The following is a 24,367-nucleotide window of genomic DNA, read 5'->3' as shown; positions in this document are numbered from 1 at the left end:
CCTTTGTTGTCGACGGGAGTATCGGGAGCGATGGGAGTAATGCCGTCGTAGATTTGCACACGCTGATTGGCGACGGCCGTACCGGTAATGGTCACACTGGTATCGAACGTGATGCCATTGGGTGGTACTTCGCCCAAGGAATCGGTGATGGATTTGATGGTCGGAGCCGAAGCAACCGCCACGGTAAAGGCTCGAACCGCAGACTCCGGTTGAGGGCCATACAGCGCCTTGACCTTGATGTTATGGGCTGTGGCGCTCAGGCCGTTCAGCGTTTTGGTCCATTCCCCTTTGTTGTCGATGAGAGTATCGGGAGCGATGGGAGTAGCGCCGTCGTAGATTTGCACACGCTGATTGGCGACGGCCGTACCGATGATGGTCACACTGTTATAGAAAGTGATGTCGTTGGGTGGGACTTCACCCAAAGCGTCGGTGATGGATTTGATGGTCGGAGCCGAAGCAGTCGCCACCTTGAAGATTCGAACTGCGGATTCGAGTTGGTCGCCATAGGTTGCCTTGGCTTTGAGTGTGTAAGTTTTCAGGCTCAGGCTCGATAGCTTGATACTTCCCGCGCCGCTTGCATCCAGAAGTATCGGGTTTCCAATCGCCGTAATTCCGTCGTAAAGCTGCACAGTCTGGTGACTATCCGCATGAACCGATACCGTGACCTCAGTAAAATAGGTTGTGTCGTTGTCATCAACCGGGCCGCTGGCGTCCGTAACGGCTGTAATGCTTGGCTTCGTAGCGACTGCAATTGTAAAGGTACGCGGATCGCTGACCTTGTCATCGGCGTCGTATTGGGCAATTGCCTCTACCCGGTGCAAACCCTCAATCAAATCCACCGTCAGTGTCCATTCGCTGCTGGCATCCACCTTTGGCATACCTTTGGGTACACCATTGATTTGAACATCGACTTTCTCGGCCCGAGTGGCTGTCCCTTCGATCGTCAAACGCTTGTCGTAGGTCTGACCTGCCTCAGGAATGACCGTACCCGATGGCGTTTTCACGGTGGTGATGACAGGCGTGACGTACTCGTAGTGCTGGCGGATGACCAGCGGCAGTTTCGGGAAAACGATGGCGGCATCTTCATCCGTGCTGTTATCGAAAATGACCTTGCAAACCACGGTGGCGTTGGAGCCGTGCAGCAGCTTCAGCAATTCCGTTTTGAGCAGGGTTTCATTCAACCCTTGTGTGAGCTGTGTTGAGTTCACTTCACGCGCGGTGAGTAGATCGATTCTATAGTCGCCCGTGCTGGCCTGGCCTTCGATATACAGCCAGATCAACTGCTTGAGGGCAATGAAAGGCCATGCCTTGACCAGAACCTTCGCGTTCCCGGCGAGCTCCATTACCAGCAGTTCACCTGCCGCTGCTTCTGGAACCTCGGGCCGCGGCAGTTCCGTTTCAGGATTCGGGAAGTTGAGAACCTTCAGCGGAAGGATTTCCGAGGGGGTCCACAAGCCATAGCGTTGGACGTCGTAATTGACCGCTACCTCACGGTTGATGTTGGCCCCGACGAAGGAGGGCGGCAGGTGGAATCTCACGGTGCCGGTGGCCTCGGCGGGTTTCTCCACGTCTTCCGAAGTCCCGGCGCCTGGCGAGCCCCGCCATTTCAATCCGAGTATGTCGAGCAGGGCGTCCATGGACGGGTAGCTGCAATCGATGTCCACGCCATTGATGGCGTGCATCGGATTCAGAGTGCCGCCAGGGGCCTGGGCGACCGTAGGCGGCGGTAATTTGCCCAGGGGAATGCCAACCAGCACCTCAAGAGGGTCTGAATAGCTGTATTTTCCGGTGGCCGCGTGCAGCAACGTGTAGATGACTTTCACGTAGTAGCCGATATTGGCCGAGACATATTGTTTGTCCACCCGGAATCGTACTGGTTGGCCAACTGTCGCCAACGTGATCGGCACGCAGCCGGATGTACTGCCGTAAAGGTTGATCCCGATCCAGCGGAAGGTGAGCGTATCGCCCTTGACCCAGTTCACTGGCAAGACCCGCACATGAACCAGCTTGTCAGTTTGCGAGGGGTCGATAATGTCATCCGGAGCCTCTTCAACTTTGGGTGCCGGATGCGTTGCCTGCCATGATCCCACGTTGACCCGCAGGAACTCGGACTCACTGGTGCCGTACTGGCCGGGATCATCGTTGAATACCCGGTATTGAAGTTTGAGACTGCCGTTTTCCAGGACTTTGACGTGCTCGCCCATGACGTAAATCGTCACTTCGCCTGCCTTCTGCTCTTCGCCCGATACGGTGTGTTCTTCTTCATGCAGGTAATCATCACCGTTGGATTTTTTACCCAGCCAGATCACCGTCAGGAAATCGCCATTGTTGATGGCGGGATATCTGATTACCACCGATGCCGCTTGTATCAGGGCGGGCAAAATGTTCCCGACCACTTCGCTGATGGCAGGTGCCGGCAGCAATGATGGATTGCCGATCACAGTGGCGAACGTACGCCTGGAATAAAGTGTCGGGCTGCCATCCTGTTTACGTAACGCATAAGAGGCATCGAGGGTGCCTTGTGCGAAGAGTTTGACGAATGCGTACTCAACCGGGATTTCATGAATATAAGGCGGGGTGCGTACTATGGCTTCAACGGTGAACGTTCGAGGTGGTCTGTCGGGAATCGGGGTGCCGATCACCGTGAACTTGAGAGTGTCACCCGCCGCGTAGACGTCGCCGGCCTTGATCAGTACCTGCAGGGTGACAGGGTTGGCGTCCAGGTCGGCAAGAATGATTTTTCCGTCATCTGCTTCCTTGATGATGAGTGCATTGAGGCGCGATACCCCGGCATCGACCTGCACGGAAGTGGACTTTGACCACTTCACACTCCAGTTATAAACGAGATCGCAGATGTTGTAGTGGATGATCAATGCGGCGCTGTCGCCGGCCGTCAGGATATCTTCGGGCCGGGCCATGACGATAATCTCTACGGTGCCATCCACTTCTGCCTGCGTCAAAATATGAGGCGGAAGAAACACGCTGCCCCACTTCACGAGGATGATGTCGCCCTCGGCGATGTTTGGATAACGCGTGATGATCAGGGGCACGCCGCTATCAAGCCATGGTTTGGTGACGCCGTTTTCGATGACATCTTGCGGTAGCCCGACGATAGGCAGCGCCGAGTGCCAAGGTTCAAAGGGCTCCTCATCGTCACCGGCCGGGTCGTCTACTTCCAGCAACAGCGTCAATGTGGCCGATGGGTCGTCGGGTTTGGTTTCGCCTGCCCGGGTCAATACGTAATGGCAGGTGAAAAGGCGGCCTGGTACAAGCCCGTCCGTGCGTACGAAAAAGAACCATCTCCGATCGAGGTCCTCATCCTTGACCTTGAGTTCGCCGACCTTTTTGTCATTCAGGATGACTTCCAGCAAGTCACCAATCGCCATATCCGGGTAAGGGTCGATAACGGCAAACAGCCCTGCCTCGTTCGCTTCGTATGCTTTTCTGTTGATTCCCCCGTCGGCACCCGGCACCGGGATGACCATGTCGGCGAAGTAGGGTGGGTACAATCCCGAAGACGGAGCGAACAGTTCATTACGACTGGGGAACAAGGACCGGCGGAAAGTGAACATGATCAACTCCATCCGAAGGGAAATACCAATGGCGTCAAGGGTTTCTGGTTTTGGACGCGAAGGCCGGCGATTACAGGATTACCGGGCATGAACGCACATCTGGACGTTCGAGCTGTGGATCCGGGACTGGAGTGATTTAAGGCGTGAAGCGAGGGAATTGTCGACTGTCAGAAATAACAGGTCGGCAAGCGTTTCCGATGAACGGTTCGTTGCTTTGAAAAGCTTGATGGCAGGGTGAGATCAGGGTTTGGACAACGTCTTCTGCCGCAAGATATAAACCGTCACCAGCACCGCACTGGTCAGCATGAACCCCCGCGCCCATGGCAGCGGCACCAAATAGCACGAGAACAGAATGCTCGCCCACATCAACCCGATCGCGTAGACCTTGCCCTTGAGCGGAATGCCGTTGCCATCGAGGTAGTCGCGGATCCATGGTCCGAGCCGGGGATGCTCGACCAGCCATTGATAGAAACGCGGAGAGCTGCGGGCGAAGCAGGCGGCTGCCAGCAGCAGGAAGGGTGTAGTGGGGAGAACAGGCAGGAAAATCCCGATCACCCCCAATGCCACGCTCAGCCAGCCGATGGCCAGCAGGATGTAGCGCAACATCAGGGAGCGGTTGCCTATGGGATTGTCCATAGGCCGGATCTTAGTGGTGACGTGGCTTGAGGATCGCCGGTTTTTCGTCGGGCGCCTGGCACAGCAGGTACAGCGCGGTCAGGGCTTCCGGGATCTGCACGATCATGTCGTCCATCAGGTTGGCGTCCTTGGCGATGTCTTCGAACTCGGGCTGTTCGTCGAACAGGCCCGAACCGACCATGATCGGCAGGAGCATTTCGCTGACTTCTTCTTCGGCGGTTTCGAACCAGGCCGCTTCGCGCAGGAACACGCCTTCCATGAAGCCGATGCACCAGCCGCGCAGTTCGGAATCGTCCGGGTCGTCGCCCAGGTCCAGTTCGCATGGCAGCTCGAACTCTTCGTCCGACGCCAGTTGGCGGGCGATGTGGGCCTTGAGTCCGATCAGCGTGGCTTCGATCTCTTCACGCTGCGCTTCGCTGCTGTAGTGCGGCTCTTCGGCGAACAGGGCGTCGATCCACTCACGATCCGGCACCACGTCGGCGCAGATCGACAGCGCAGTCAGGTAGCCGTGAGCGGCCACGTAGTCCAGCGCCTCTTCATGCAGCTCGTCGGCGTCGAGGAAGACTTGCAGGCGGGTTAGTTGCTCGGCGAAGGACATTAAAGGGCTACCTTGGGGGAATAAACAATGCGGGAATTCTAGGCCTTCTTGAGCCCTCAAGCCAGCCGCACGGCAGATTTGCCCGCACAAGCTTCTTATCGGCGGTGCCCTTTGCCGGGGAGGGCTCGGGTATACTGCCGCGCTTTGCGATCCCTGCCGGTGTCGCGGCTGATTATGTAGGGCGCGATGCAATGCGCGCTTACGTTTTGTTTAAAGCAGTCTCGGCTGTCTTGAACCAGCCTGTGCAGGGATGTTTCGGTGGATTTTTGGAGTTTTTATGCTCGAACAGGCTCAACGCGTCCTCAAGGACATCTTCGGCTACGACAGTTTCCGTGGCCGTCAGGGTGCAATCATTGAGCGCGTGGCCAGTGGCGGTGATGCCCTTGTCCTGATGCCGACCGGCGGCGGCAAGTCCCTGTGCTTCCAGGTGCCGGCGCTGTTGCGCGACGGCCTGGCGGTGGTGGTCTCGCCGCTGATCGCGTTGATGGACGATCAGGTCGCCACCCTCGAAGAGCTGGGCGTGGCCGCCGCCGCGTTGAACTCCACCCTGAGCGCCGAACAACAGCGCGACCTCGCCAACCGGATCAAGCGCGGCGAAGTGAAAATGCTGTATCTGGCGCCGGAGCGCCTGGTGCAGCCGCGCATGCTGTCGTTCCTGCAAGGCTTGAACATCGCGCTGTTCGCCATCGACGAAGCGCACTGCGTATCGCAATGGGGCCACGACTTCCGTCCGGAATACCTGCAACTGGGGCAGTTGGCGGAAATGTTCCCCGACGTGCCGCGCATCGCCCTGACCGCCACCGCCGACAAGCGTACCCGCGAAGAAATCGTCACTCGCCTGCATTTGCAGAATGCCGAGCGTTTCCTGTCGAGCTTCGACCGGCCGAACATCTTCTACCGCATCGTGCCCAAGGAGCAGCCGCGCAAGCAGTTGCTGGCGTTCCTCGCCGAGCGGCGCAGCGATGCCGGCATCGTTTACTGCCTGTCGCGCAAGAAGGTGGAAGAGGTGGCCGCGTTTCTCACCGAGCAGGGCTTCCCGGCGCTGCCGTATCACGCCGGTCTGCCCAACGATCTGCGCGCCTATCACCAGAAGCGCTTCCTCAACGAGGAAGGCCTGATCATGGTCGCCACCGTGGCGTTCGGCATGGGTATCGACAAACCCAACGTGCGCTTCGTCGCTCACCTCGATCTGCCGAAATCCCTTGAGGCGTATTACCAGGAAACCGGACGTGGCGGCCGTGACGGTCTGCCGGCGGACGCGTGGATGGCCTACGGTCTGCAAGACGTGGTGATGCTCAAGCAGATGCTGCAGAACTCCGAAGGCGACGAGCGCCACAAGCGTCTGGAGCAGCACAAGCTCGACGCCATGCTCTCGCTCTGCGAAGAAACCCGCTGCCGCCGTCAGGCGCTGCTGGCCTACTTCGACGAAGACATGCCCGAGCCGTGCGGTCACTGCGACAACTGCACCGACGGCGTGCAGACCTGGGACGCCACCGAGCCTGCGCGTCAGGCGCTGTCGGCGATCTACCGCACCGGCCAGCGTTATGGCGTCGGCCATCTGGTGGACGTGCTGCTGGGCAAGGACAACGAAAAGGTCCGCAGTTTCGGCCATCAGCACCTGTCGGTGTACGGCGTCGGCAAGGCGCTGAGCGAGAGCGAATGGCGCTCGCTGTTCCGTCAGTTGGTGGCCCGTGGTCTGGCGGATGTCGATCACGAAGGCTATGGCGGCCTGCGATTGAGTGATACCTGCCGGCCTTTGCTCAAGGGTGAAGTGACCCTTGAACTGCGCCGCGACCTCAAACCACAGATCACCGCCAAGAGCGGCAGCAAGAGCCCGGCCAGTCAACTGGTGCGCGGCGAAGAACGCGAACAGTGGGAAGCCTTGCGCGCCCTGCGGCGCAAACTGGCGGAAGAACACGGCGTGCCGCCGTACGTCATCTTCCCCGACTCGACCCTGCTGGAAATGCTCCGCAGCCAGCCGACCTCGCTGGCGGACATGGCCCGGGTCAGCGGCGTCGGCGCGCGCAAGCTGGAGCGTTACGGCGAGGCCTTCCTCGAAGTGCTCGGCGGCGAGGCCGAGGCGCCGAAAGTGGTGGCCGACGTGCGTCACGAACTGATCACCCTGGCCCGCGCCGGCATGACGCCGTTGCAGATCTCCGGTCAATTGCAGTGCTCGGAAAAGAACGTCTACGCCATGCTCGCCGAAGCCATCGGCAAGCAGCAGCTGTCGCTGGAACAGGCGCTGGATCTGCCGGAAGACCTGATGGGCGAAGTGCAGGATGCTTTCCTCGACGGCGAAGGCGAGTTGCCGTCGGTCGCCGAAGTGGCCGAGCTGTTTGCCGGTCGAGTGCCTGAAGGTGTGCTGTATTGCGTACGGGCTGCGCTGCAATCCGAGTTTGAAATGTGAGAGGGCGTTTGTGCCAACCGCTATACCGATGTAACGATTCAGTACAGGACGCCTCTTGCCTATAGCCAAATGTCATGCTTAGCTGACTAATAATTAGTTTTTCTCTATTTGTTCAGTCTAATCATGAGTGTTTTATGCCGTTAACCGATCAACACCGTTTTGGCATGCAATTGGCCCAGATGTCCCGTGGCTGGCGTGCCGAACTGGATCGCCGGCTGGCCGGTCTGGGCTTGTCCCAGGCACGCTGGCTGGTGCTGCTGCATCTGGCGCGTTTCGAAGAGGCGCCGACTCAGCGGGAGCTGGCGCAGAGCGTCGGCGTCGAAGGGCCGACCCTGGCCCGTCTGCTCGACAGCCTGGAAAGCCAGGGCCTGGTGCAACGCCAGTCCGTGATGGAAGACCGCCGGGCGAAAAAAATCGTGCTGTGCGCACCGGCCTTGCCGCTGATCGAGCAGATCGAAACCATCGCAACACAATTGCGCAAGGAATTGTTCGAAGGCGTCGACGAGGCGGATCTGAAGGTCTGCATGCGGGTTCACGGGCACATTCTGGCTAACCTGGAAAAGTCTTGAGGCATAACCGCGTGCCGTTTTTTTGAGAGATCGCGCTGGGCGGACTATAAGAACTACTGGGCAATATCGTGTTCGTACCGGATGTGCGAACGCATAGAAGTCGGTTTTGCTTATTCAAGGGATGCTCATGCTCGGAAGTCGGCACGTGGTAAAGCGTTGCGCCAACTCGCTGCTGGTGGCCGGTGTTCTCACCTGGTCCACCGCCTCATTGGCGCTGGGGCTCGGTGACATCACCGTGCATTCAGCCCTCAATCAGCCGCTCAAGGCTGACATCGCGCTGGTGGATGTCGGGGGCGTCAGCGAAAGCGAACTGGCGGTTCGTCTGGCCTCGGCGGACGAGTTTGGCCGCGCCGGCGTCGAGCGCGTGTTCTTTCTCAACAACCTCAAGTTCACCCCGATCCTGCGCGGCAATCGCAACATGATCCGGGTGACTTCGACCAAACCGGTCAACGAACCCTTTCTGAATTTCCTGGTGCAGCTCGATCAGCCCAACGGCCACCTGCTGCGCGAATACACCGTGCTGATCGACCCGCCGGGCTCACCGGGAATTGTTCCGGCCACCGACGAGCCGACGGCGCGCGCGCAATCCTCGGAATTCCCGACCCCCGAGACTCCCACCGCAACTACGCCGGCCAAACCTGCTGCGCCGGTGCAGCCACCGGCTCCGGTCGCCGACGCGCAGGCCGAGCAACTGGCGGCGAGCATTCTGCAGAACCAGCAACTGCAAAAAACCATCGATGCATTGAACGTGAAGCTTCAGGCGCAGGAAGTGCTGATCGCTGACGGCAAGAAACAGCTCGGTGATTTGCAGGCCCATCTGATTGAAGTGCAACAGGCGCCGCCGGCACCTGTCGCACCCGTGGCGCCTGTGCCTGCGCCGGTCATTGCCCCGGTTGAGTCCCCGGAGGATTCACTCAACTGGCCGCTGCTCGGCGGACTGCTGCTGGTACTGGGATTGCTGGTGGCAGGGCTGTATGTGCGTCGGCACCGCCAGCAGGAACAAGGGGCTGAGGCGCCGACACCGTTCCTGCCGGTTCGAAACGAACCCCCGGTCGACGACGCCGAACCGATGCAGCCGAGTGCCGTTCACAGTGCTGTCGAACATCGCGAGGAACACGCCAACGGTGATGTGCTGGAAGCGGTCGGCATTTATCTGGCCTACGGACGCTTGGGCGAGGCTGCCGGTCTGTTGCGCGATGCGTTGCAGCGGGAACCGGAGCGCATCGACCTTGGCGTGCAGTTGCTTGAAGTGCTGGGGCGGCAGGGCGACACGCCGATCTATGACGAGCAGGAAAACCGCCTGCGCCAGCTCGGGGTCGAGGATCAGCGCTTGCAGGAGATTCGCGCCCGCTACCCGAAACTGGCCAGCGCCGCACCTCTGGCGGCAGCGGCTCCGGTGATTGCTGCGCTGCCGATCGAACCCCCTGTGGAGCCGGAACCCGAAGACAATTTCGAACTGAACCTGGATCAGCTCTCGATGGCGTCGAGTTGGGATCTTGAGGAGACTCGCTCCACCACCGACGCACCTGAACAGGCGCCATCAACGCTCGGCTCCGATCTGCAGGTACTGCCACAGGATTTCGAACTGCCGGAAACCCTGCCCGACGACGCTGAAACCGCCGAACTGGAATGGATCGCCGAGCCGGAAGCGCAGCCGCTGGACGAGGACTTTCTCAACGAATTTGGCGATCCCGGCACGTCGCTCTCGCTGGAGCCACTGGAGCTGCAGGCGCCGGAATCCGAACCCTCGGACGCCGCAAACGCCGGCAAACTCGAACAGGCCCAGACCTGCATCGACGACGGCGATCTCGACAGCGCCATTGCCTTGCTCAACGAACTGCTCAAGGAAGCCGACGAACCCCTCAAGCAAACGGCGCGCACGCTGTTGGCGGGGATTCGCTGAGCGCCGTCAGAAGGTCTGCCCGAGGTTCAGGTACACCGCCTGCTCATCCGCATCGTTCAGTCCATAGCTGAAGTTCAGCGGCCCCAGCGGCGTATCGAAGCCGATGAACACGCTGGCGGCGTTGATGTAGCCACTGTCGAACTCGTTGTCGTTGTTCCACGCCCGGCCGCGTTCCAGCGAGGCGCCGGCGTACAGCGGGAAGTCCAGCGGCAGGTACGAGCGCGGGGTGAGACGGCGGTAATACACCGCGCGCATCAGACTGACGTTCTGCCCGGAGATGGCGTCCTCGCGGAAACCGGACAGTTGCCGGGCGCCGCCGAGCAGGAAACTGGAGGTCACCACGTTGGCATCGTCCAGCGTTCGACCGTAACGACCGCCCAGGATCAGCGTATCCGGGCCGCTGCTCATGGCCTTGTCCAGTTTGAATTCCCACTGCCGGTAGCGCGTGTCGGAACCCAGGCTCGGCTCGAACTGCACCAGGGTCAGGCCGATGTCTTCGCCTTCGTGGGGGTAGTAGACGTTGTCCAGCGAGTCGAAGGAGTACTTCAGCGCATAGAACCCTTCGTTGAAGTTTTCGCTCGGCAGGTCCTGATCGCCGATCCGTACATCGGCCTTGCCCCAAGCCTCGCCGACGCCGAAACGCACTTCGCCGCTGTTGCCGATCTGCCGGCCGACATTCAGGCCGAAGCCGTAGCGCTCGACGCGATACTGGGCAATCGGATCGTTGTCCAGAACCGAGTCGACGTTCTGCGCGGCGAACGATGCATAAGGCGCCACGAAGTAGCGAGAGCCCACGTCCAGCGGTTGATAGAACTCGCTGTATAACTCTTGTTTATCGCCGATCTGTGCCCGGGTCAGCCATTCCGCGCCGAGCCGGTTGATGCCGTTCATGCGGTAACTGGCGCCGAGGTTGAAGGCGCTGTCACCGCGCATGTCGTCCGACAGGCTGAGGCCGACCCGCAGGTAATCGGTGCCGGTGCGCTTGCCGCGCGCGCTGATCACCAGCGTGTGATCCGTGCCCTTGTGCACCACGCGGTATTGCACCTGCTCGAAATAATCGAGGCCGTACAGGGTGCCCATGTCGGTTTGCAGGCGACCCAGATCCAGCGGTTCGCCGATATGCTGGCGGATGTAATAGCGGATCACGTCATCGCCGACTTTCGAGTCGTTCTCGACCTTGATCGCAGTGATGATCGGCGTGCGCTGGCCCGGCGCGCGGGCAGCGTTGAGTTCGGCGTCCTGCGACTGCACGGGTTTGAGACGCGCGAGGCGCACGTTCAGGGCCTGGGTTGCGCGGTAGCCGGCGTCAATCATCTCCTGGCCGCGACCGAAATCGGTGGAACCGAAACTCGCCAGCGGCGGCTGGATCAGCACGTCGTCGGGATGCAGGGTCGCCAGTTGCTCTTCGGAGTTGCGTCGGGTCATCAGGGTGATCGACTGGTTCAGCACATCGACCACGGTCACCAGTTGCTTGCGGTTGCGCAGTGGGGTGCCGATGTCGACCACGATGGCCACGTCGACGCCCATTTCCCGCGCCACATCGAGGGGAATGTTGTCGGTCATGCCGCCATCCACCAGCAATCGGCCGTCGAGTTCGACCGGGGCGAATACCGCCGGGATCGACATGCTGGCGCGGATCACCTGGGGCAGATGGCCCTTGCGGAACACCACTTTTTCGCCGTTGGCGATGTCGGTGGTCACGGCGTGGAACGGGATCGGCAGTTTGTCGAAATCCCGGGTGTCGCTGGTGTGGGCCAGCAGGCTTTCGAGCAGCAGCGCGAGGTTCTGGCCCTGGATCACGCCCAAGGGCAGGCCGAGGCTGCCGTCGTCGCGAAAGCTCAGCTTCTGTTTCACCAGAAAATCGCGGTCGTCCTGCTTGCGCCGGAACGGTACGTCTTTGCGGGGCGGGGCGTCGGACAATGCCTGCTGCCAGTCGATGGTCAGGGCGAGTTTTTCCAGCTCGTCAATCTTGTAGCCCGAGGCGTACAACCCGCCGACCACCGCGCCCATGCTGGTGCCGGCAATCGCATCGATCTTGATACCTTGCTCTTCCAGCGCCTTGAGCACGCCGATGTGCGCCAGGCCACGGGCCGCGCCGCCGGACAGCACCAGGCCGACTTTCGGGCGTGTGGCCTCACTGGCATGGACGCTGACACCAGCGAACAGGGGTAGGAAACCAAGCAACAGGCAGATCAGCAGACGACGCATCGTGATTCTCGGGGCGAGCGATAAAGCCGGCTATTATAGCGGCGCCCTCTGGCTCAGGAGTTTCAGCAATCATGACCGTCACAAAACCGGAAATCGTCATCACCTATTGCACGCAATGCCAGTGGCTGTTGCGCGCCGCGTGGCTGGCGCAAGAGCTGCTCAGCACTTTCGGCGACGATCTCGGCAAAGTGTCCCTGGTGCCGGGCACCGGCGGGATATTCCACATCACCTGCAACGACGTGCAGATCTGGGAGCGCAAGGCCGACGGCGGTTTCCCCGAAGCCAAGGTGCTCAAGCAGCGGGTGCGCGACCGGATCGACCCTGACCGCGACCTCGGCCACAACGACCGTACTCAGTGAGAGGCGGCTTCGGCCGCGACGGTTTTCTTGTCGCTGCTGCCTGACAGCCGGCTCGACACCACGATGGCGACGATGATCAGTGCGCCGCCGATCAACATGCGCAGGGTCGGATCTTCATCGAACAGCAACCACGCCACGGTAATCCCGTACACCGGCTCCATGGCGAACACCACCGCGGCGGTGCGCGCCTTGATCACCGCGAGACTGGCGACGAACAGACTGTGGGCGACGCCGGTGCAGAACACCCCGAGCAGACCGATCCACAACCAGTCGATGGCCCGTACTTCGCTCAGTTGCGGCGCCGCCACCGGCAGCAGACACAACGCCACCACCACGTTCTGACACAGCGCTGCCTGCACCGCCGGGATGCGTCCTGAGCTGGCTCGGTTGGTCAGGGACAACAGGGAAAACAGCAGGCCGGACAGGATCGCCCAGAGCAGGCCGGTGGTCGCGCCGCTGGCCAGATCGAAGGCGGGGGTCACCAGCACCAGTCCGACACTGACCAGCACCACCAGCACGATTTCATTGATGCGGATGCGCTCGCGAAAGATCAGCCCTTCGAGGATCACCGTGAAGGCCGGGAAACTGGCGAAACCCAGGGTCGCGATGGCAACGCCCGCGACCTTGACCGCAATGAAGAAACTCACCCAATGCCCGGCCAGCAGCACGCCGCTCAGGGCCAGGCGCCGCCAGTCGACGGCCTGCAGTTTCTGCCAGCTACCCTGTTGGGCGAAACGGGCGAAAAACGCCAGGGCCAGCACGGCAAACGCGGCGCGCCCGAACACGATGACGGCGGGCGTTGCGGCCGCGAGTTTGCCGAAGACGCCGGTCAGGCCGAACATCAGTGCGCCGATATGCAGGGCGCCGAGGGCGGTACGGGGAGTCATTGCAGTCCTTTTTCCAAACACCATTACAGGCACACATTGAAGCGTGTAACGACGGAAAAGTCTGTCGGCAGGCTATCGACTTTTGTCGTCAGCCTCGCGTCGCAATTGTGTAGGAGACGTACCGAACTCACGCAGGACGGCGGCCGAGAACGCGCTTTGCGAGTTGTAGCCGACCCGGCTGGCCACTTCACCGACGGGCAGCGTGGTGTTGCGCAACAGCGCGACGGCTTTGTGCAGCCGGCGAGTGCGAATGTAGTCCATAGGCGTTTGCCCGCATTCGGCGACGAACCGCGCATGCAACCGGGCGCTGGACAATCCGGCGACACGCGCCAGATCCGCCACTTGCAGCGGATAGGCCGCGTACTGCTCGATGTGCGCGTCGAGTGCCGCGTAGGGCAGGCGGCGCGCGACGATCTCGGCGGGTGGCACGTGGTTCAGGCTCGCCAGCAGCAACACCGCGCCCTGTTGCGCAATCAACGGATCGTCCACCGGACTGTTCGCCAGCCAGTTGACCAGTTGACCTTGCCCGGCATCCAGCGACAACCGCGCGGCGTTGTCCAGCAGACGGCGGCTGGCATCGGCGTGATTGCCCAGCGAGCGCGTCAGCCATTGTGCGTCCGGCACATCCAGCACCAGACAACGGCTGCCCTTGGGACTGCCGCACGCGTGATGCGCGCCGGCGGGGATCACCACGAAGCTCTGCTGCAAGACCTGGCTGCCGTGCCCTTCGACTTCAAAATCCAGCGCGCCGGACAGGCCGAACACCAGTTGTGCGTGGTCGTGGCTGTGGGCGATCAGGTCGTGGCTGTAATGGCGCAGGGTCAGGATCGGTTGCATGGCGGTCTCCGGGCGAGCCGCCAGTCTACACCGGCACAGGGGGCGACGCGTTTGTCACACGACTGACGCACACCTGTCATGGTCGATTAACCGGGCGCGCGCACAGTGGCGAAAACATCGCAGAGGGTTGCCCATGACCAGCGCCGAGCTCGCCAGACCCAGCCGTAAACAACGGGTTCGCACCCTGTGGATCTCCGACGTGCACCTGGGCACGCGGGATTGCCAGGCCGAGCATCTGTCGCAATTTCTCAAGGGCTACCACGCCGACAAGATCTACCTGGTCGGTGACATCATCGACGGCTGGAAACTGCGCGGCGGCATGTACTGGCCCCAGGCGCACACCAACGTGATTCGCCGCTTGCTGACCATGAGCAAGCGTGGCACCGAGGTGATCTACGTCACCGGCAACCACGACGAATTCCTGCGCCGCTATTCGAAACTGATTCTGGGCAACATCCAGCTGGTCGACGAAGCCGTCCACGTCACCGCCGATGGCCGGCACCTGCTGGTGATTCACGGTGACCAGTTCGACGTGATCACCCGTTACCACCGCTGGCTCGCGTTCCTCGGCGATTCGGCCTACGAATTCACCCTGACCCTCAACCGCTGGCTCAATCACTGGCGGGCGAAATACGGTTACGGCTACTGGTCGCTGTCGGCCTATCTCAAGCACAAGGTGAAGACCGCAGTCAGCTTCATCAGCGACTTTGAAGAAGCCATCGCCCACGAATGTGTGAAACGCGAGTTGCACGGGGTCGTCTGCGGGCACATTCACCACGCCGAGATCCGCAAGGTCGGCGAGGTGGATTACCTCAATTGTGGCGATTGGGTGGAGTCGTGTACGGCGCTGATCGAGCACTGGGACGGCACGATCGAGTTGTATCGCCTGGCCGATGCGCAGGCGCGAGAGGCCGAGTTGAAAGCGGCGAAGGTTGCCGAGCTGGTCTGAGTTTTCAAATCGATTCAGGCCGGGCTGTGCTCTTCCATCGCCGCCTTGTAGATCGAGTTCTTCGGCTGGGCAAACAGCCTTTCCATCATCGGCTCGAAGAAGCTCAGCGGCAGGGTGTCGTACTCGGGGTCGAACGCCGCCGCGTCGTATTTGGCGCAGAACTCCGCGGTCGCCAGAAACTGCGGGTGCTCGCTGAACTGCTCGCGCAGGTGCCGATCCATGCCCAGGTGATGGAAGAAGTAGTAGCCCTGGAAGATCCCGTGCTTTTCCACCATCCACAGGTTCTCGGCACTGACGAACGGCTTGAGGATGGCGGCGGCAATGTCCGGGTGATTGTAGGAACCGAGGGTGTCGCCGATGTCGTGGAGCAGGGCGCAGACCACGTATTCCTCGTCGCGCCCGTCGCGAAAGGCGCGGGTCGCGGTTTGCAGCGAGTGGGTCAGGCGATCCACCGGGAAACCGCCGAAATCGCCTTCTAGCAGTTTCAGGTGGGCCATGATCCGGCCCGGCAACTGACGGGCATAGGCGCTGAAATCCGCCGCAATGATCGCCCAGTCGTCCGGTGTGCCGTCCTTCATGTGGGTGAAACGGGCATTGGCATTCATCGGCAATCCTCTTGGTCGGAATTTCTAGAACGGCACGCGGCCCAGGATCATGTCGCGGTACATGACGAAGTCGCCGAGCAGGCTGTAGAACGGGTGCTGGAAGGTGGCCGGGCGGTTTTTCTCGAAAAAGAAATGGCCGACCCAGGCAAAGCTGTAGCCCGCCAGCGGCAACGCAAGTAAAAGCAGCCAGGCGCCCTTGGCGATGGTCAGGGCGAGAATGAAGATCACCAGCGTCGTGCCGATGAAATGCAGGCGACGGCAGGTGCTGTTGCTGTGCTCGCTGAGGTAATACGGGTAGAACTCGGCGAAGCTGTTGAAAGGCTTGATGGTTTCCACGACTGCGATCTCTGTGGTTATTGTTCTGATTGCAAGTTGTTCGGCGGGTAGCTTATTTGAGTCTAGAGTGATCAATGGCGTCGGCCAGTGACAATCGGCGCCACTTTACTATCCTTGGGAAATCGGCCGTAGTATGCGGCTCACCATGTCATCCAAGAAAAAACGCCATGAGCGAACGAACGACATCTGCAAGCTGGGCGATGGGGATTGTCAAGGCACTGGAAATGGACGGCCTGGATTGCCGGGTTCTGTTCAGACAGCTGGGGCTCGACTACGCGGCGCTGGAGGATCCGGACGCGCGCTTCCCACAGGATTCCATGACCCGACTCTGGCAACGGGCGGTCGAGCTGTCCGGGAATCCGGCGATCGGCCTGAACATGGGCAAGGTGGTGCGGCCGGCTTCGTTCCATGTCGCGGGCTATGCACTGATGTCCAGTAATACGCTGGCGGAAGGTTTTCAGCGTCTGGTGCGTTATCAGCGGATCATCGCCGAAAGTGCCGACCTGAGTTTTCGCCTGCTCGATGAAGGTTATGCGCTGATTCTGACGGTGCATGGCGATCACCTGCCGCCGACCCGCCAAAGTGCAGAAGCCTCGCTGGCCTGCGCACTCGCGCTGTGCGGCTGGCTGACCGGACGCACGCTGCACCCGCGCAAAGTGCTGGTGCAGGGCGACGAGCCGGATGATCTTGAACCCTACAAACAAGCCTTCCATGCACCGCTGGTGTTCAACGCGCCGTATGACGCGCTGATCTTCGAGCGGGCCGACATGGAGGCGCCACTGCCCACCGCCAACGAGGCGATGGCGCTGCTGCACGACCGGTTCGCCGGGGAGTATCTGGCGCGTTTTTCCGAAAGCCGCGTGACCCACAAGGCGCGTCAGGTGTTGTGCCGCCTGCTGCCGCAGGGCGAACCCAAGCGCGACACGGTGGCGCAGACCCTGCACCTGTCCCAGCGTACCTTGCAACGACGCTTGCAGGAGGAGGGCACCAGTTTTCAGCAGTTGCTCGATGACACCCGCCGCGAACTCGCCGAGCAATACCTGGCGCAACCGAGCATGACCTTGCTGGAGATTGCCTATCTGTTGGGGTTTGCCGATCCGAGCAATTTCTTCCGCGCCTTCCGTCGCTGGTTCGACACCACGCCCGGCGATTACCGGGCGCGGTTGCTGGAGGCGCCGAAGGCGATCAGTGACGCCAGAACGCCGGAATACACAGTACAAACACCGTAATGATCTCCAGTCGGCCGAGCAGCATGCCGAACGACAGAATCCACTTGGCCGCATCCGGCAGGCTGGCGAAGTTGCCGGCCGGGCCGATGGTCTCGCCCAGGCCCGGGCCTACGCCGGACACGGTGCTGGCGGCGCCGGTCAACGCGGTCATCCAGTCCACGCCCAACAGCGACAGCAGCAGGGCGATCACGCAGATGGTGATCGCGAAGAAGAACGAAAAGGTCAGAATCGAACGAACGATTTCTTCGTCGAGGCGATGACCGTTGTACTTCTGCTTGATCACCGCACGCGGGTGAATCAATTGGTTAAGGTTGGCCTTGAGCAAAATGTAGGCGACCTGGAAACGGAAGATCTTGATCCCGCCCGCCGTCGAACCGGAACAGCCACCGACGAAGCCCAGATAGAAGAACAGCATCAGCGAGAAATTGCCCCACAGGCTGTAGTCCCCCAGCGCAAACCCCGTGGTAGTGACCACCGACGTCACGTTCAGCGCCACATGGCGCAGCGCGTCCAGCCAGTGCAGGTTGGTGGTCCACCAGTACCAGGTGCCGAGCACCAGCCAGGTCGCCAGCAACATGCCGAGCAAACCCTGCACCTGTTGATCCTTGATCAGCGCCCGACGGTTGCCGCGCAGCGTCGCCACGTACAGGGTGAACGGCAGACTGCCGAGAATCATCACCACCACCGCGACCCAGTGCACCGCCGGTTGCGTCCACTTGGCCAGGGACTGGTCGGAGGTCGAGAACCCGCCGGTGGAAATCGCTGACATCGCGTGGTTGATCGCATCGAACGGGCTCATCCCGGCCCACCAGAACGCCAGGCTGCCGAGAATCGTGATGCCGACGTAGGCCGCCACGATCAGCCGCGCCACCATGTGCGAGCGGGGCATGACCTTTTCCGAGCGGTCCGAGGATTCGGTCTGGAACAGCCGCATGCCACCGATGCGCAGCAGCGGCAGGATCGCCACCGCCATGCCGATGAAGCCGATACCGCCGATCCAGTGCAGCAGCGAGCGCCACATCAGGATGCCGGGGGACATGTCGTCCAGGTGGTTGAGCACGGTCGACCCGGTGGCCGTGATGCCGGACATGCTTTCGAAGAACGAGTCGGTGTAGCTGATGTGCTGGGTCAGCAAAAACGGCAGTGCGGCGAAAATGCACACCACCAGCCAGCTGCTGACGGTCAGCAGGTACATGTCGCGAGGGCGCAGGTGAATGTGTTCCGGGCGACCGGGAATGACCAGCGCGAGGCCGGCGACGAAGGTGATCATGCTCGCCCAGAGGAACGACGGCAGATCGCCGGTGCGCTCGAAAATCACCAGGGTGGCCATGGGCACGACCATGGCGACGGCCAGGGTGATCAGGAAGATGCCGATGATGAAACCAATGATCCGTAAGGTCGGCAACGCCATGAAGTCCGCTCGGGCTGATGTGGGAAGGGCGCCATTCTACCTGCGGTGCAAGGCATGTAAACCGACGCGTCTGGATCACTTGCAGCTAGAATAGCCGGACATTTTTTTCAGGAGGTGGCCGATGCAGGCTCTCGACGCTTTGCTCAACCGTGTTTCCGTTCCACGACTGATCGATCCGGCCCCCACTGCCGCACAGCGCGAAGTGCTGTTCGCCGCCGCGACCCGCGCACCGGATCACGGCCATTTGCAGCCGTATCGCTTCCTGACCGTCGAAGGCGCGGCGCGTGAGCAGATGGGCGAGTTGCTGGCCGAAGCTGCACAGATGCAGGAAGGCGAAGTCACCGAAGCGATGATTGACAAGGCTCGCAACGGCCCGCTGCGGGCGCCGCTGGTGGTCGTGGTCATCGCCAAGTTGCAGGATCACGTCAAATACCCCAAGGCCGAGCAGTTGCTGGCCGCAGGCTGTGCGGCGCACGGGATTCTGCTGGCGGCTTACGCGCAGGGGATTGGCGCGGTGTGGCGCACCGGTGATCTGGCTTATTCGAAACATGTCGCCAGGGGTTTGGGCCTGACGGATGACGAAGAGGTGATTGCGTTTCTGTACCTCGGCACGCCGCAGAAAGAACCGCGGGTGGCGGAGAAGGTTGATTTGGCGGAGTTTGTCAGCGCCTGGCCGGCAAAGGCCTGACAACTAAATAAATGTGGGGCCGAGCCTGCTCGCGATAGGGGGCAGCCAGTCACATCACCATTGACTGACAAAAAGCTATCGCGAGCAGGCTCGCTCCCACATTGGTTTCACGGTTGGACAATTGCCCCCGGTACGAGAGGCAATTCAAGACTCGCCACAAATCCGCCCTGCGGGTGATTGGCCAGCACCAGCGTCCCGCCATGCCGCTCCGCCGCCCGCCGGGCAATCGCCAGTCCCAGGCCATGACCCGCAGCAGTCTGCCCCGGCGCCCGATAAAACGGTTCGCCCAACTGGCTCAGATGTTCAGCCTGCACCCCCGGCCCGTGGTCACGCACGCTGACCACGATCCGCTCGCCCTGACGTGACGCCTGCATTTCAATCGACTGCCCGACCGGGTTGAAGCGCTGGGCATTGCGCAGCAGGTTGTCCACGGCTCGTTCGATCATGGTCGGCCAGCCTATCAGATTAAGTGCCGGCTCGGCCTCCAGACGCACGGTCTGCTCTGGCGAACCCAATTGAGCGTCTTTTTGCAGGGTGGCGAGCAGGGCATTCAAATCCACCCCTTCGGCGCTGGCGTTGTCGGCATCGACTCGCGCCAGCACCAAGATTTCACTGATCAACGCTTCCAGCCGATCACACTCGCGGGTCAGGCGCGGCCAGAGTTTTTCCCGTTCTTCGGGGCTCGCCCGTTCGGCCAGTGCCAGTGCGATGCGCAGGCGTGCCAGCGGTGAACGCAACTCGTGGGACACGTCGCGCAGCAACTGGCGCTGACTGCCGATCAGGCTTTGCAGGCGTGCGCCCATGCGGTTGAAGTCGTTGGCCAGCACGCCGAACTCATCGCGGCGGTTGGCCAGTTGCGCCAGGCTGTTCTGCTGATAGGTGGTCTGGCCGAGGTCATGCACCGCGCCGCGCAAACGGCTGAGCGGGCGAGTGATGGAAAACGTCACCAGCAGGCTGAACAGGGTCAGCACCACCAGCGCGATACCCAGTGCACTCAACGGCCAGAGCAGGCTTTCGCGGTGCCAGGCGTCGAGTTCCGGGTGCGGGATGCGGTAGATGAAGAGGTAGGTGTCGCCGCTTTTGTCGCTGGTGAATTCGTCGGTCAGACGGCGCCAGGGCAGGCGTCGGTCATCGTTGTTCTGCCGCGCCTCGAAGGCTGCCGCACGCCGGGGGAAGGTGCCGCGCACCACCGGGTCGCCGCTTTCGTTCAGCACTTGCACGTCGATGTGGTACTGGCGTTTGCGCTGTTCGAGGATGTCTTGGGCGGCGTCTTCGCCTTGGGCTTCGTAGGTCTGCGTCCATTCGGCGGCAAGGGTGTTGAGGCCCGGATGGCGGCTGAGGATCCACGCGTCCTGGTTGAGCATGTGCCCCAGCAGAATGGAAAGCCCTGCAACCAGAGCGATGGCCAGCCAGAAGCTGGCGAGGATACGCCAGAACAATGAACGCACAGAAAATCCTCAAACAAAGAAAACCCAACGGAGGTGAGCCGTTGGGTCGGGGCGTGACGCTAGAACATTATTGCGCCTTTTGCGGCTGTTGCGCTTTCCAGGCTTTGAACTCGGCCCATTCGGCGCGACGTTCGGCCTGTTTCTTCTGGATCTCGTCGAATTTCTTCTGTTGATCCGGTTTCAACACGGCGCGGACATCGGATTCGGCTTTCTTGTGGTTGGCCGCCATCTCGTCCTTCATGGCTTTCTGGTCGGCTGGCGAGAGTTTCTCCAGGTATTTTTCGACCGTCTGCTTACGCTCGTGCATCTGCTCGCCCATGATCTTGCGGATCTGCTCGCGCTGTTCGCGGGACAGGTCCAGCTGGCTGTACGGGCCTTTGCCGTGCATGCCGTGCATCTGACCGCCATGGCGCGGGCCGTCCAGCGGGCCACCCATCGGGCCGCCATCCTGTGGCATGGCCATGGCGACGGTCGGCAGGGCAGCGGCGAACATCAGAGCGATAAGAGTCTTGCGCATGGTGAATCTCCTTTGTCTCGTTCCCGGTACGTTCCGGATGAGTACAGATTACGGAGATCAAGGTCAGCGGCGGTCAGCGCTGTGTAAAGCTTGGGTAAACACGCTTTCGCGCCGACCTGACAAAACTGACAGACGATCAGAGGCTGTAGTAGTAGCCACGGCTGCGCAGGGCAACGATGCGCGGGCGGCCGTCGGGGTGCGGGCCGATCTTTTTGCGCAGGTTGCTGACGTGCATGTCCAGGCTGCGGTCGTACAGGGTCAGCTTGCGGCCGAGGGCGATCTGCGCCAGTTCCTGTTTGTCCAGCGGCTCGCCCGGTTGCTTGAGCAGGGCTTCGAGCAGGCGGCTTTCGGAGACGGTGAGGGTGAATTCCTTTTCGTCGATGCTGACCACGCCGCGCACCGGGCTGAAGCTCAGGTCGCCCAGCTCGAGCTGGGTCGACACGGCGGCCGGATGACTGCGGCGCAGCACGGCGCGCAGGCGGGCGGTCAGTTCGCGTGGATCACAGGGTTTGGCCAGGTAATCGTCGGCGCCCAGTTCCAGGCCGAGGATCCGGTCCAGCGGCTCGCCCCGGGCCGAAAGCATCAGCACCGGCAGGTCGGCGTGATCGCTGCGCAGTTGCTTGAGCAGTTCCAGACCGCTGCCGTCGGGCAGCATCACGTCCAGTACCACGGCTGCCGGCGCGGTTTCGGCCAGCGCCTTGCGGGCGCTCTGGCCATCGTGACAGGCCCGGACCTGAAAGCCTTCCTGGCTCAGCCAGCTACTCAGGAGTTCACACAACTCCTGGTCATCATCAATCAGTAACAGCTCGCTCATGACTCACTCAATTTAGCCATTGCCGACGTTTTCGGCTTGCTCCACTGGCAAAGATACCGCAGAGCAGCGCCAATAGCGCTACCCCGGCCCCGGTGACGAACCATTGCTGCTGTTCGGTCAGCAGGCGTGGCAGCGGGCTGGCCTGGGCTTCCTTGAGTTGCAGCTTCAGACGCTGGTTCTCCTGGCGCAACCGGGCGAGCTGGGCGCTTTCGCGGGTGTTGTCGGCATTTTGCAGTTGTTTGCTCAGTTCTTCCCGTTGCTGCTCGCTGGCCTTCAGGCGCTGCTGCAACTCGGTGATCTGGCTGCCGGCGCTCAATGAAAGCGGCGTGGAGCTGTTGCCTTCGGTGCTTTCTTCACCATGGGCGGGCGCCATGATCGACAACGTGACCAACATCAGACACAACGGACCCTTGCGCATCGCGACTCCTGTTTCCAAATGGATATTGGGCAGGTTGTCGGCCGGCAAACGAGAATAATGAGCGATTGAGAACGCGATGAACCGACAAGGTTCATCGCGCTGAGGGCTTTTGCGGGGGAGGTTACGGCAGGACTTGCTTGAACGGCTTCACGACAACATTGGCGTATACGCCGGCGGCGACGTACGGGTCGGCATCGGCCCAGGCTTGCGCCGCGCTCAGGGAGTCGAATTCGGCGACGATCAGGCTGCCGCTGAAACCTGCTGCGCCCGGATCATTGCTGTCGACCGCCGGGTGCGGGCCGGCCAGCACGATGCGGCCTTCGCCCTTGAGCACTTGCAGGCGTTCAAGGTGTGCCGGGCGCGCAGCGAGGCGGGCTTCCAGGGAGTTGGCGACGTCGGTGGCAATGATGGCGTAGAGCATGTCAGTCCTCGGTTTTTGGCGTTGTGGTATCGGCGTCGTGCAGGTGACGGGACAGGTAGATGCCCTGACCGACCAGGAACAGCACGGTCATGCCCAGGCTGCCGAACACCTTGAAGTCCACCCAGATGCTCTGGAAGGTGAAGGCGACGAACAGGTTGGCGGCCCCGCAGAACAGGAAAAAGGCGATCCAGGCGATGTTAAGGCGGGTCCAGACCGGATCCGGCAGGGTCAACGCGTGGCCCATGATGCGCTTGATCAGCAGGCGGTCACCGATGAAATGGCTGCCGATGAAGGCCAGGGCGAACAGCCAGTTGACGACCGGGGCTTTCCATTTCAGGAAGGTTTCGCTGTGAAAGGCCAGGGTCAGGCTGCCGAACACCAGGCAGGCGATCAGGGTCAGCCACTGGCTCTTCTCCAGCTTGCGCTGCTTGATGAAGAGCGCGCCGTACACCACCAGGGAGCTGATGATCAGCATGGCGGTGGCACTGTAAATGCCGCCTACCGTCAGTTCATGGCCGGCAACGTCGACGGTGCGTGGATCGAGTTTGTAGACGATGAAGAACAGCAGAAGCGGGATGAAATCGATGAATTGTTTCACAGTGAGAGCCAGAAGCTGGATGTGGCGGCATAATAACAAACATATGGGCGCGCGATAGCGCCAGCTGATTTGAGGTAACACATCCCCGTGAACGTTGATTTGCACTGCCACAGCACGGCCTCCGATGGCGCCCTGGCGCCTGCGGCACTGGTTGCGCGTGCGTTCGAGAACGGCGTGCGAGTCCTGGCCCTGACCGATCACGATACCCTCGAAGGCCTCGCCGAAGCGCGCACGGCCGCCGAGGGGCTGGGCATGCAACTGGTCAACGGCGTCGAATTGTCCTGCACCTGGGGCGGGGCGACCATTCACGTGCTCGGCTACGGTTTTGACGTCAATGCCGCGCCGTTGGTCGAGGCGATTGCGCAGTTGCACGACGGCCGCTGGCTGCGGTCTGAAGAAATAAGCCGCAAGCTCGCCCTCAAGGGCATGCCGAATGCGCTCGACGGCGCGCGGCAGATCCAGCAGGAATTGGGCGACAGCGGCAACGCGCCGGCCCGCCCGCATTTCGCCGACTGGATGGTGCGTGAAGGTTTTGTAAAGGATCGCGCCGAGGCGTTTCGCAAATGGCTCGGCGCCGGCAAGCTGGGGGACGTCAAGCAGCACTGGCCGACCCTGGAAGATACCGTCGGCACGTTGCGCGCCGCCGGCGCCTGGGTCAGCCTGGCGCATCCGTGGCACTACGATTTCACCCGCAGCAAGCGCCGAAAGCTGATTGCCGACTATATTCAAGCGGGCGGGCATGCGATCGAAGTGGTCAATGGCCATCAGCCTGCGGAACAGGTGGGCAGCCTGGCGATTCTTGCCCGTGAGTTCGGTCTGCTGGTCAGCGCCGGCAGTGATTTCCATGGCCCTGGTGGCTGGTCCGAGATCGGCCAGTACCGGCCGGTGCCGGAGGACCTTCCACCCCTGTGGGGTCGGTTCAAACATGACCCAGTTATTGCCGCCGTCTGAACAGGT

The 24,367-nt window shown here is 61.4% G+C and carries 23 protein-coding genes; 8 read left to right on the top strand and 15 right to left on the bottom strand.

All coding sequences use genetic code 11. The features are described 5' to 3' along the window. The 3 genes from BMZ46_RS28650 to BMZ46_RS28640 all read right to left on the bottom strand — a co-directional run. Window positions 1-3,572, bottom strand: a 3,572-nt coding sequence (locus BMZ46_RS28650; RefSeq protein ID WP_074692301.1) for an Ig-like domain-containing protein, incomplete at its 3' end; no start/stop codon positions are given. 240 nt (window positions 3,573-3,812) lie between these two features. Beyond that, complete coding sequence (locus BMZ46_RS28645) at window positions 3,813-4,208, bottom strand: YbaN family protein (protein WP_074692298.1); 396 nt, start codon at window positions 4,206-4,208, stop codon at window positions 3,813-3,815. A 10-nt stretch (window positions 4,209-4,218) separates the two neighbouring features. Next, complete coding sequence (locus BMZ46_RS28640) at window positions 4,219-4,806, bottom strand: UPF0149 family protein (RefSeq protein ID WP_007958400.1); 588 nt, start codon at window positions 4,804-4,806, stop codon at window positions 4,219-4,221. Between the two features lie 277 nt (window positions 4,807-5,083). Here BMZ46_RS28640 and recQ point away from each other — a divergent pair, with 277 nt between their 5' ends. The 3 genes from recQ (at window position 5,084) to BMZ46_RS28625 (ending at window position 9,685) form a co-directional block, all read left to right on the top strand. Next, window positions 5,084-7,213: a DNA helicase RecQ gene (recQ, locus tag BMZ46_RS28635; protein ID WP_074692296.1), complete on the top strand. Its 2,130-nt coding sequence runs from the start codon at window positions 5,084-5,086 to the stop codon at window positions 7,211-7,213. A 134-nt stretch (window positions 7,214-7,347) separates the two neighbouring features. Further along, entirely contained in the window at window positions 7,348-7,782 is a 435-nt protein-coding gene (locus tag BMZ46_RS28630) for a MarR family transcriptional regulator (protein WP_039765478.1), read from the top strand. A 127-nt stretch (window positions 7,783-7,909) separates the two neighbouring features. Next, on the top strand, window positions 7,910-9,685 hold the full coding sequence (locus BMZ46_RS28625) for a motility hub landmark protein FimV (RefSeq protein ID WP_074692303.1): 1,776 nt from the start codon (window positions 7,910-7,912) through the stop codon (window positions 9,683-9,685). A gap of 6 nt (window positions 9,686-9,691) precedes the next feature. Here BMZ46_RS28625 and BMZ46_RS28620 read toward each other — a convergent pair whose 3' ends face one another. After that, complete coding sequence (locus BMZ46_RS28620) at window positions 9,692-11,893, bottom strand: patatin-like phospholipase family protein (RefSeq protein ID WP_074692293.1); 2,202 nt, start codon at window positions 11,891-11,893, stop codon at window positions 9,692-9,694. A gap of 71 nt (window positions 11,894-11,964) precedes the next feature. Here BMZ46_RS28620 and BMZ46_RS28615 point away from each other — a divergent pair, with 71 nt between their 5' ends. Further along, window positions 11,965-12,252 (top strand): Rdx family protein, encoded by a 288-nt coding sequence (locus tag BMZ46_RS28615; RefSeq protein ID WP_039765482.1) that lies wholly within the window; start codon window positions 11,965-11,967, stop codon window positions 12,250-12,252. Here the strand turns inward: BMZ46_RS28615 and BMZ46_RS28610 are convergent. After that, entirely contained in the window at window positions 12,246-13,139 is an 894-nt protein-coding gene (locus BMZ46_RS28610) for a DMT family transporter (protein WP_039765484.1), read from the bottom strand. The two genes, BMZ46_RS28615 and BMZ46_RS28610, sit on opposite strands and share 7 nt — an antisense overlap. 72 nt (window positions 13,140-13,211) lie before the next feature. Next, window positions 13,212-13,976 (bottom strand): AraC family transcriptional regulator, encoded by a 765-nt coding sequence (locus tag BMZ46_RS28605; RefSeq protein WP_039765486.1) that lies wholly within the window; start codon window positions 13,974-13,976, stop codon window positions 13,212-13,214. A 133-nt stretch (window positions 13,977-14,109) separates the two neighbouring features. Between BMZ46_RS28605 and BMZ46_RS28600 the strand changes: the two genes are divergently transcribed. Beyond that, window positions 14,110-14,925, top strand: coding sequence for a UDP-2,3-diacylglucosamine diphosphatase (locus BMZ46_RS28600; RefSeq protein WP_039765488.1), 816 nt, complete (start codon window positions 14,110-14,112; stop codon window positions 14,923-14,925). 14 nt (window positions 14,926-14,939) lie between these two features. Here BMZ46_RS28600 and BMZ46_RS28595 read toward each other — a convergent pair whose 3' ends face one another. Next, window positions 14,940-15,530, bottom strand: coding sequence for an HD domain-containing protein (locus BMZ46_RS28595; protein WP_039765489.1), 591 nt, complete (start codon window positions 15,528-15,530; stop codon window positions 14,940-14,942). 24 nt (window positions 15,531-15,554) lie between these two features. Further along, window positions 15,555-15,866 carry an Mpo1-like protein gene (locus tag BMZ46_RS28590; RefSeq protein WP_039765490.1) on the bottom strand — a complete coding sequence of 104 codons (312 nt, stop codon included), beginning with the start codon at window positions 15,864-15,866 and terminating at the stop codon, window positions 15,555-15,557. A gap of 167 nt (window positions 15,867-16,033) precedes the next feature. Here BMZ46_RS28590 and BMZ46_RS28585 point away from each other — a divergent pair, with 167 nt between their 5' ends. Next, window positions 16,034-17,095, top strand: coding sequence for an AraC family transcriptional regulator (locus tag BMZ46_RS28585; protein ID WP_011332998.1), 1,062 nt, complete (start codon window positions 16,034-16,036; stop codon window positions 17,093-17,095). Here the strand turns inward: BMZ46_RS28585 and BMZ46_RS28580 are convergent. Then, on the bottom strand, window positions 17,052-18,506 hold the full coding sequence (locus BMZ46_RS28580) for a TrkH family potassium uptake protein (protein WP_039765494.1): 1,455 nt from the start codon (window positions 18,504-18,506) through the stop codon (window positions 17,052-17,054). The genes BMZ46_RS28585 and BMZ46_RS28580 overlap by 44 nt on opposite strands. Before the next feature lie 121 nt (window positions 18,507-18,627). On the opposite strand from BMZ46_RS28580, the gene BMZ46_RS28575 reads away from it, so the two are divergent. Further along, complete coding sequence (locus tag BMZ46_RS28575; protein WP_074692290.1) at window positions 18,628-19,194, top strand: nitroreductase family protein; 567 nt, start codon at window positions 18,628-18,630, stop codon at window positions 19,192-19,194. A 107-nt stretch (window positions 19,195-19,301) separates the two neighbouring features. Here the strand turns inward: BMZ46_RS28575 and BMZ46_RS28570 are convergent, their stop codons facing one another. From BMZ46_RS28570 to BMZ46_RS28545, 6 genes are all read right to left on the bottom strand, one after another. Beyond that, entirely contained in the window at window positions 19,302-20,642 is a 1,341-nt protein-coding gene (locus tag BMZ46_RS28570; RefSeq protein WP_074692287.1) for a sensor histidine kinase, read from the bottom strand. 67 nt (window positions 20,643-20,709) lie between these two features. After that, on the bottom strand, window positions 20,710-21,159 hold the full coding sequence (locus BMZ46_RS28565) for a Spy/CpxP family protein refolding chaperone (protein ID WP_007958371.1): 450 nt from the start codon (window positions 21,157-21,159) through the stop codon (window positions 20,710-20,712). A gap of 136 nt (window positions 21,160-21,295) precedes the next feature. Next, on the bottom strand, window positions 21,296-21,973 hold the full coding sequence (locus tag BMZ46_RS28560; RefSeq protein WP_007958370.1) for a response regulator transcription factor: 678 nt from the start codon (window positions 21,971-21,973) through the stop codon (window positions 21,296-21,298). A gap of 7 nt (window positions 21,974-21,980) precedes the next feature. Beyond that, on the bottom strand, window positions 21,981-22,391 hold the full coding sequence (locus BMZ46_RS28555; RefSeq protein WP_039765500.1) for an SH3 domain-containing protein: 411 nt from the start codon (window positions 22,389-22,391) through the stop codon (window positions 21,981-21,983). A 121-nt stretch (window positions 22,392-22,512) separates the two neighbouring features. Continuing rightward, window positions 22,513-22,812: a YciI family protein gene (locus BMZ46_RS28550; protein ID WP_039765503.1), complete on the bottom strand. Its 300-nt coding sequence runs from the start codon at window positions 22,810-22,812 to the stop codon at window positions 22,513-22,515. Window position 22,813: 1 nt separating this feature from the next. After that, window positions 22,814-23,410, bottom strand: a complete 597-nt coding sequence (locus BMZ46_RS28545) for a septation protein A (RefSeq protein ID WP_011333003.1) — start codon at window positions 23,408-23,410, stop codon at window positions 22,814-22,816. Between the two features lie 87 nt (window positions 23,411-23,497). Between BMZ46_RS28545 and BMZ46_RS28540 the strand changes: the two genes are divergently transcribed. After that, entirely contained in the window at window positions 23,498-24,361 is an 864-nt protein-coding gene (locus BMZ46_RS28540) for a PHP domain-containing protein (RefSeq protein WP_074692285.1), read from the top strand. Window positions 24,362-24,367: the final 6 nt, after the last annotated feature.

It is taken from the genome of Pseudomonas sp. NFIX49, from assembly GCF_900115915.1.
GTDB classification, from domain to species: Bacteria; Pseudomonadota; Gammaproteobacteria; order Pseudomonadales; family Pseudomonadaceae; genus Aquipseudomonas; species Aquipseudomonas pharyngis.
This window is presented reverse-complemented; position numbering and strand designations above follow the sequence as displayed.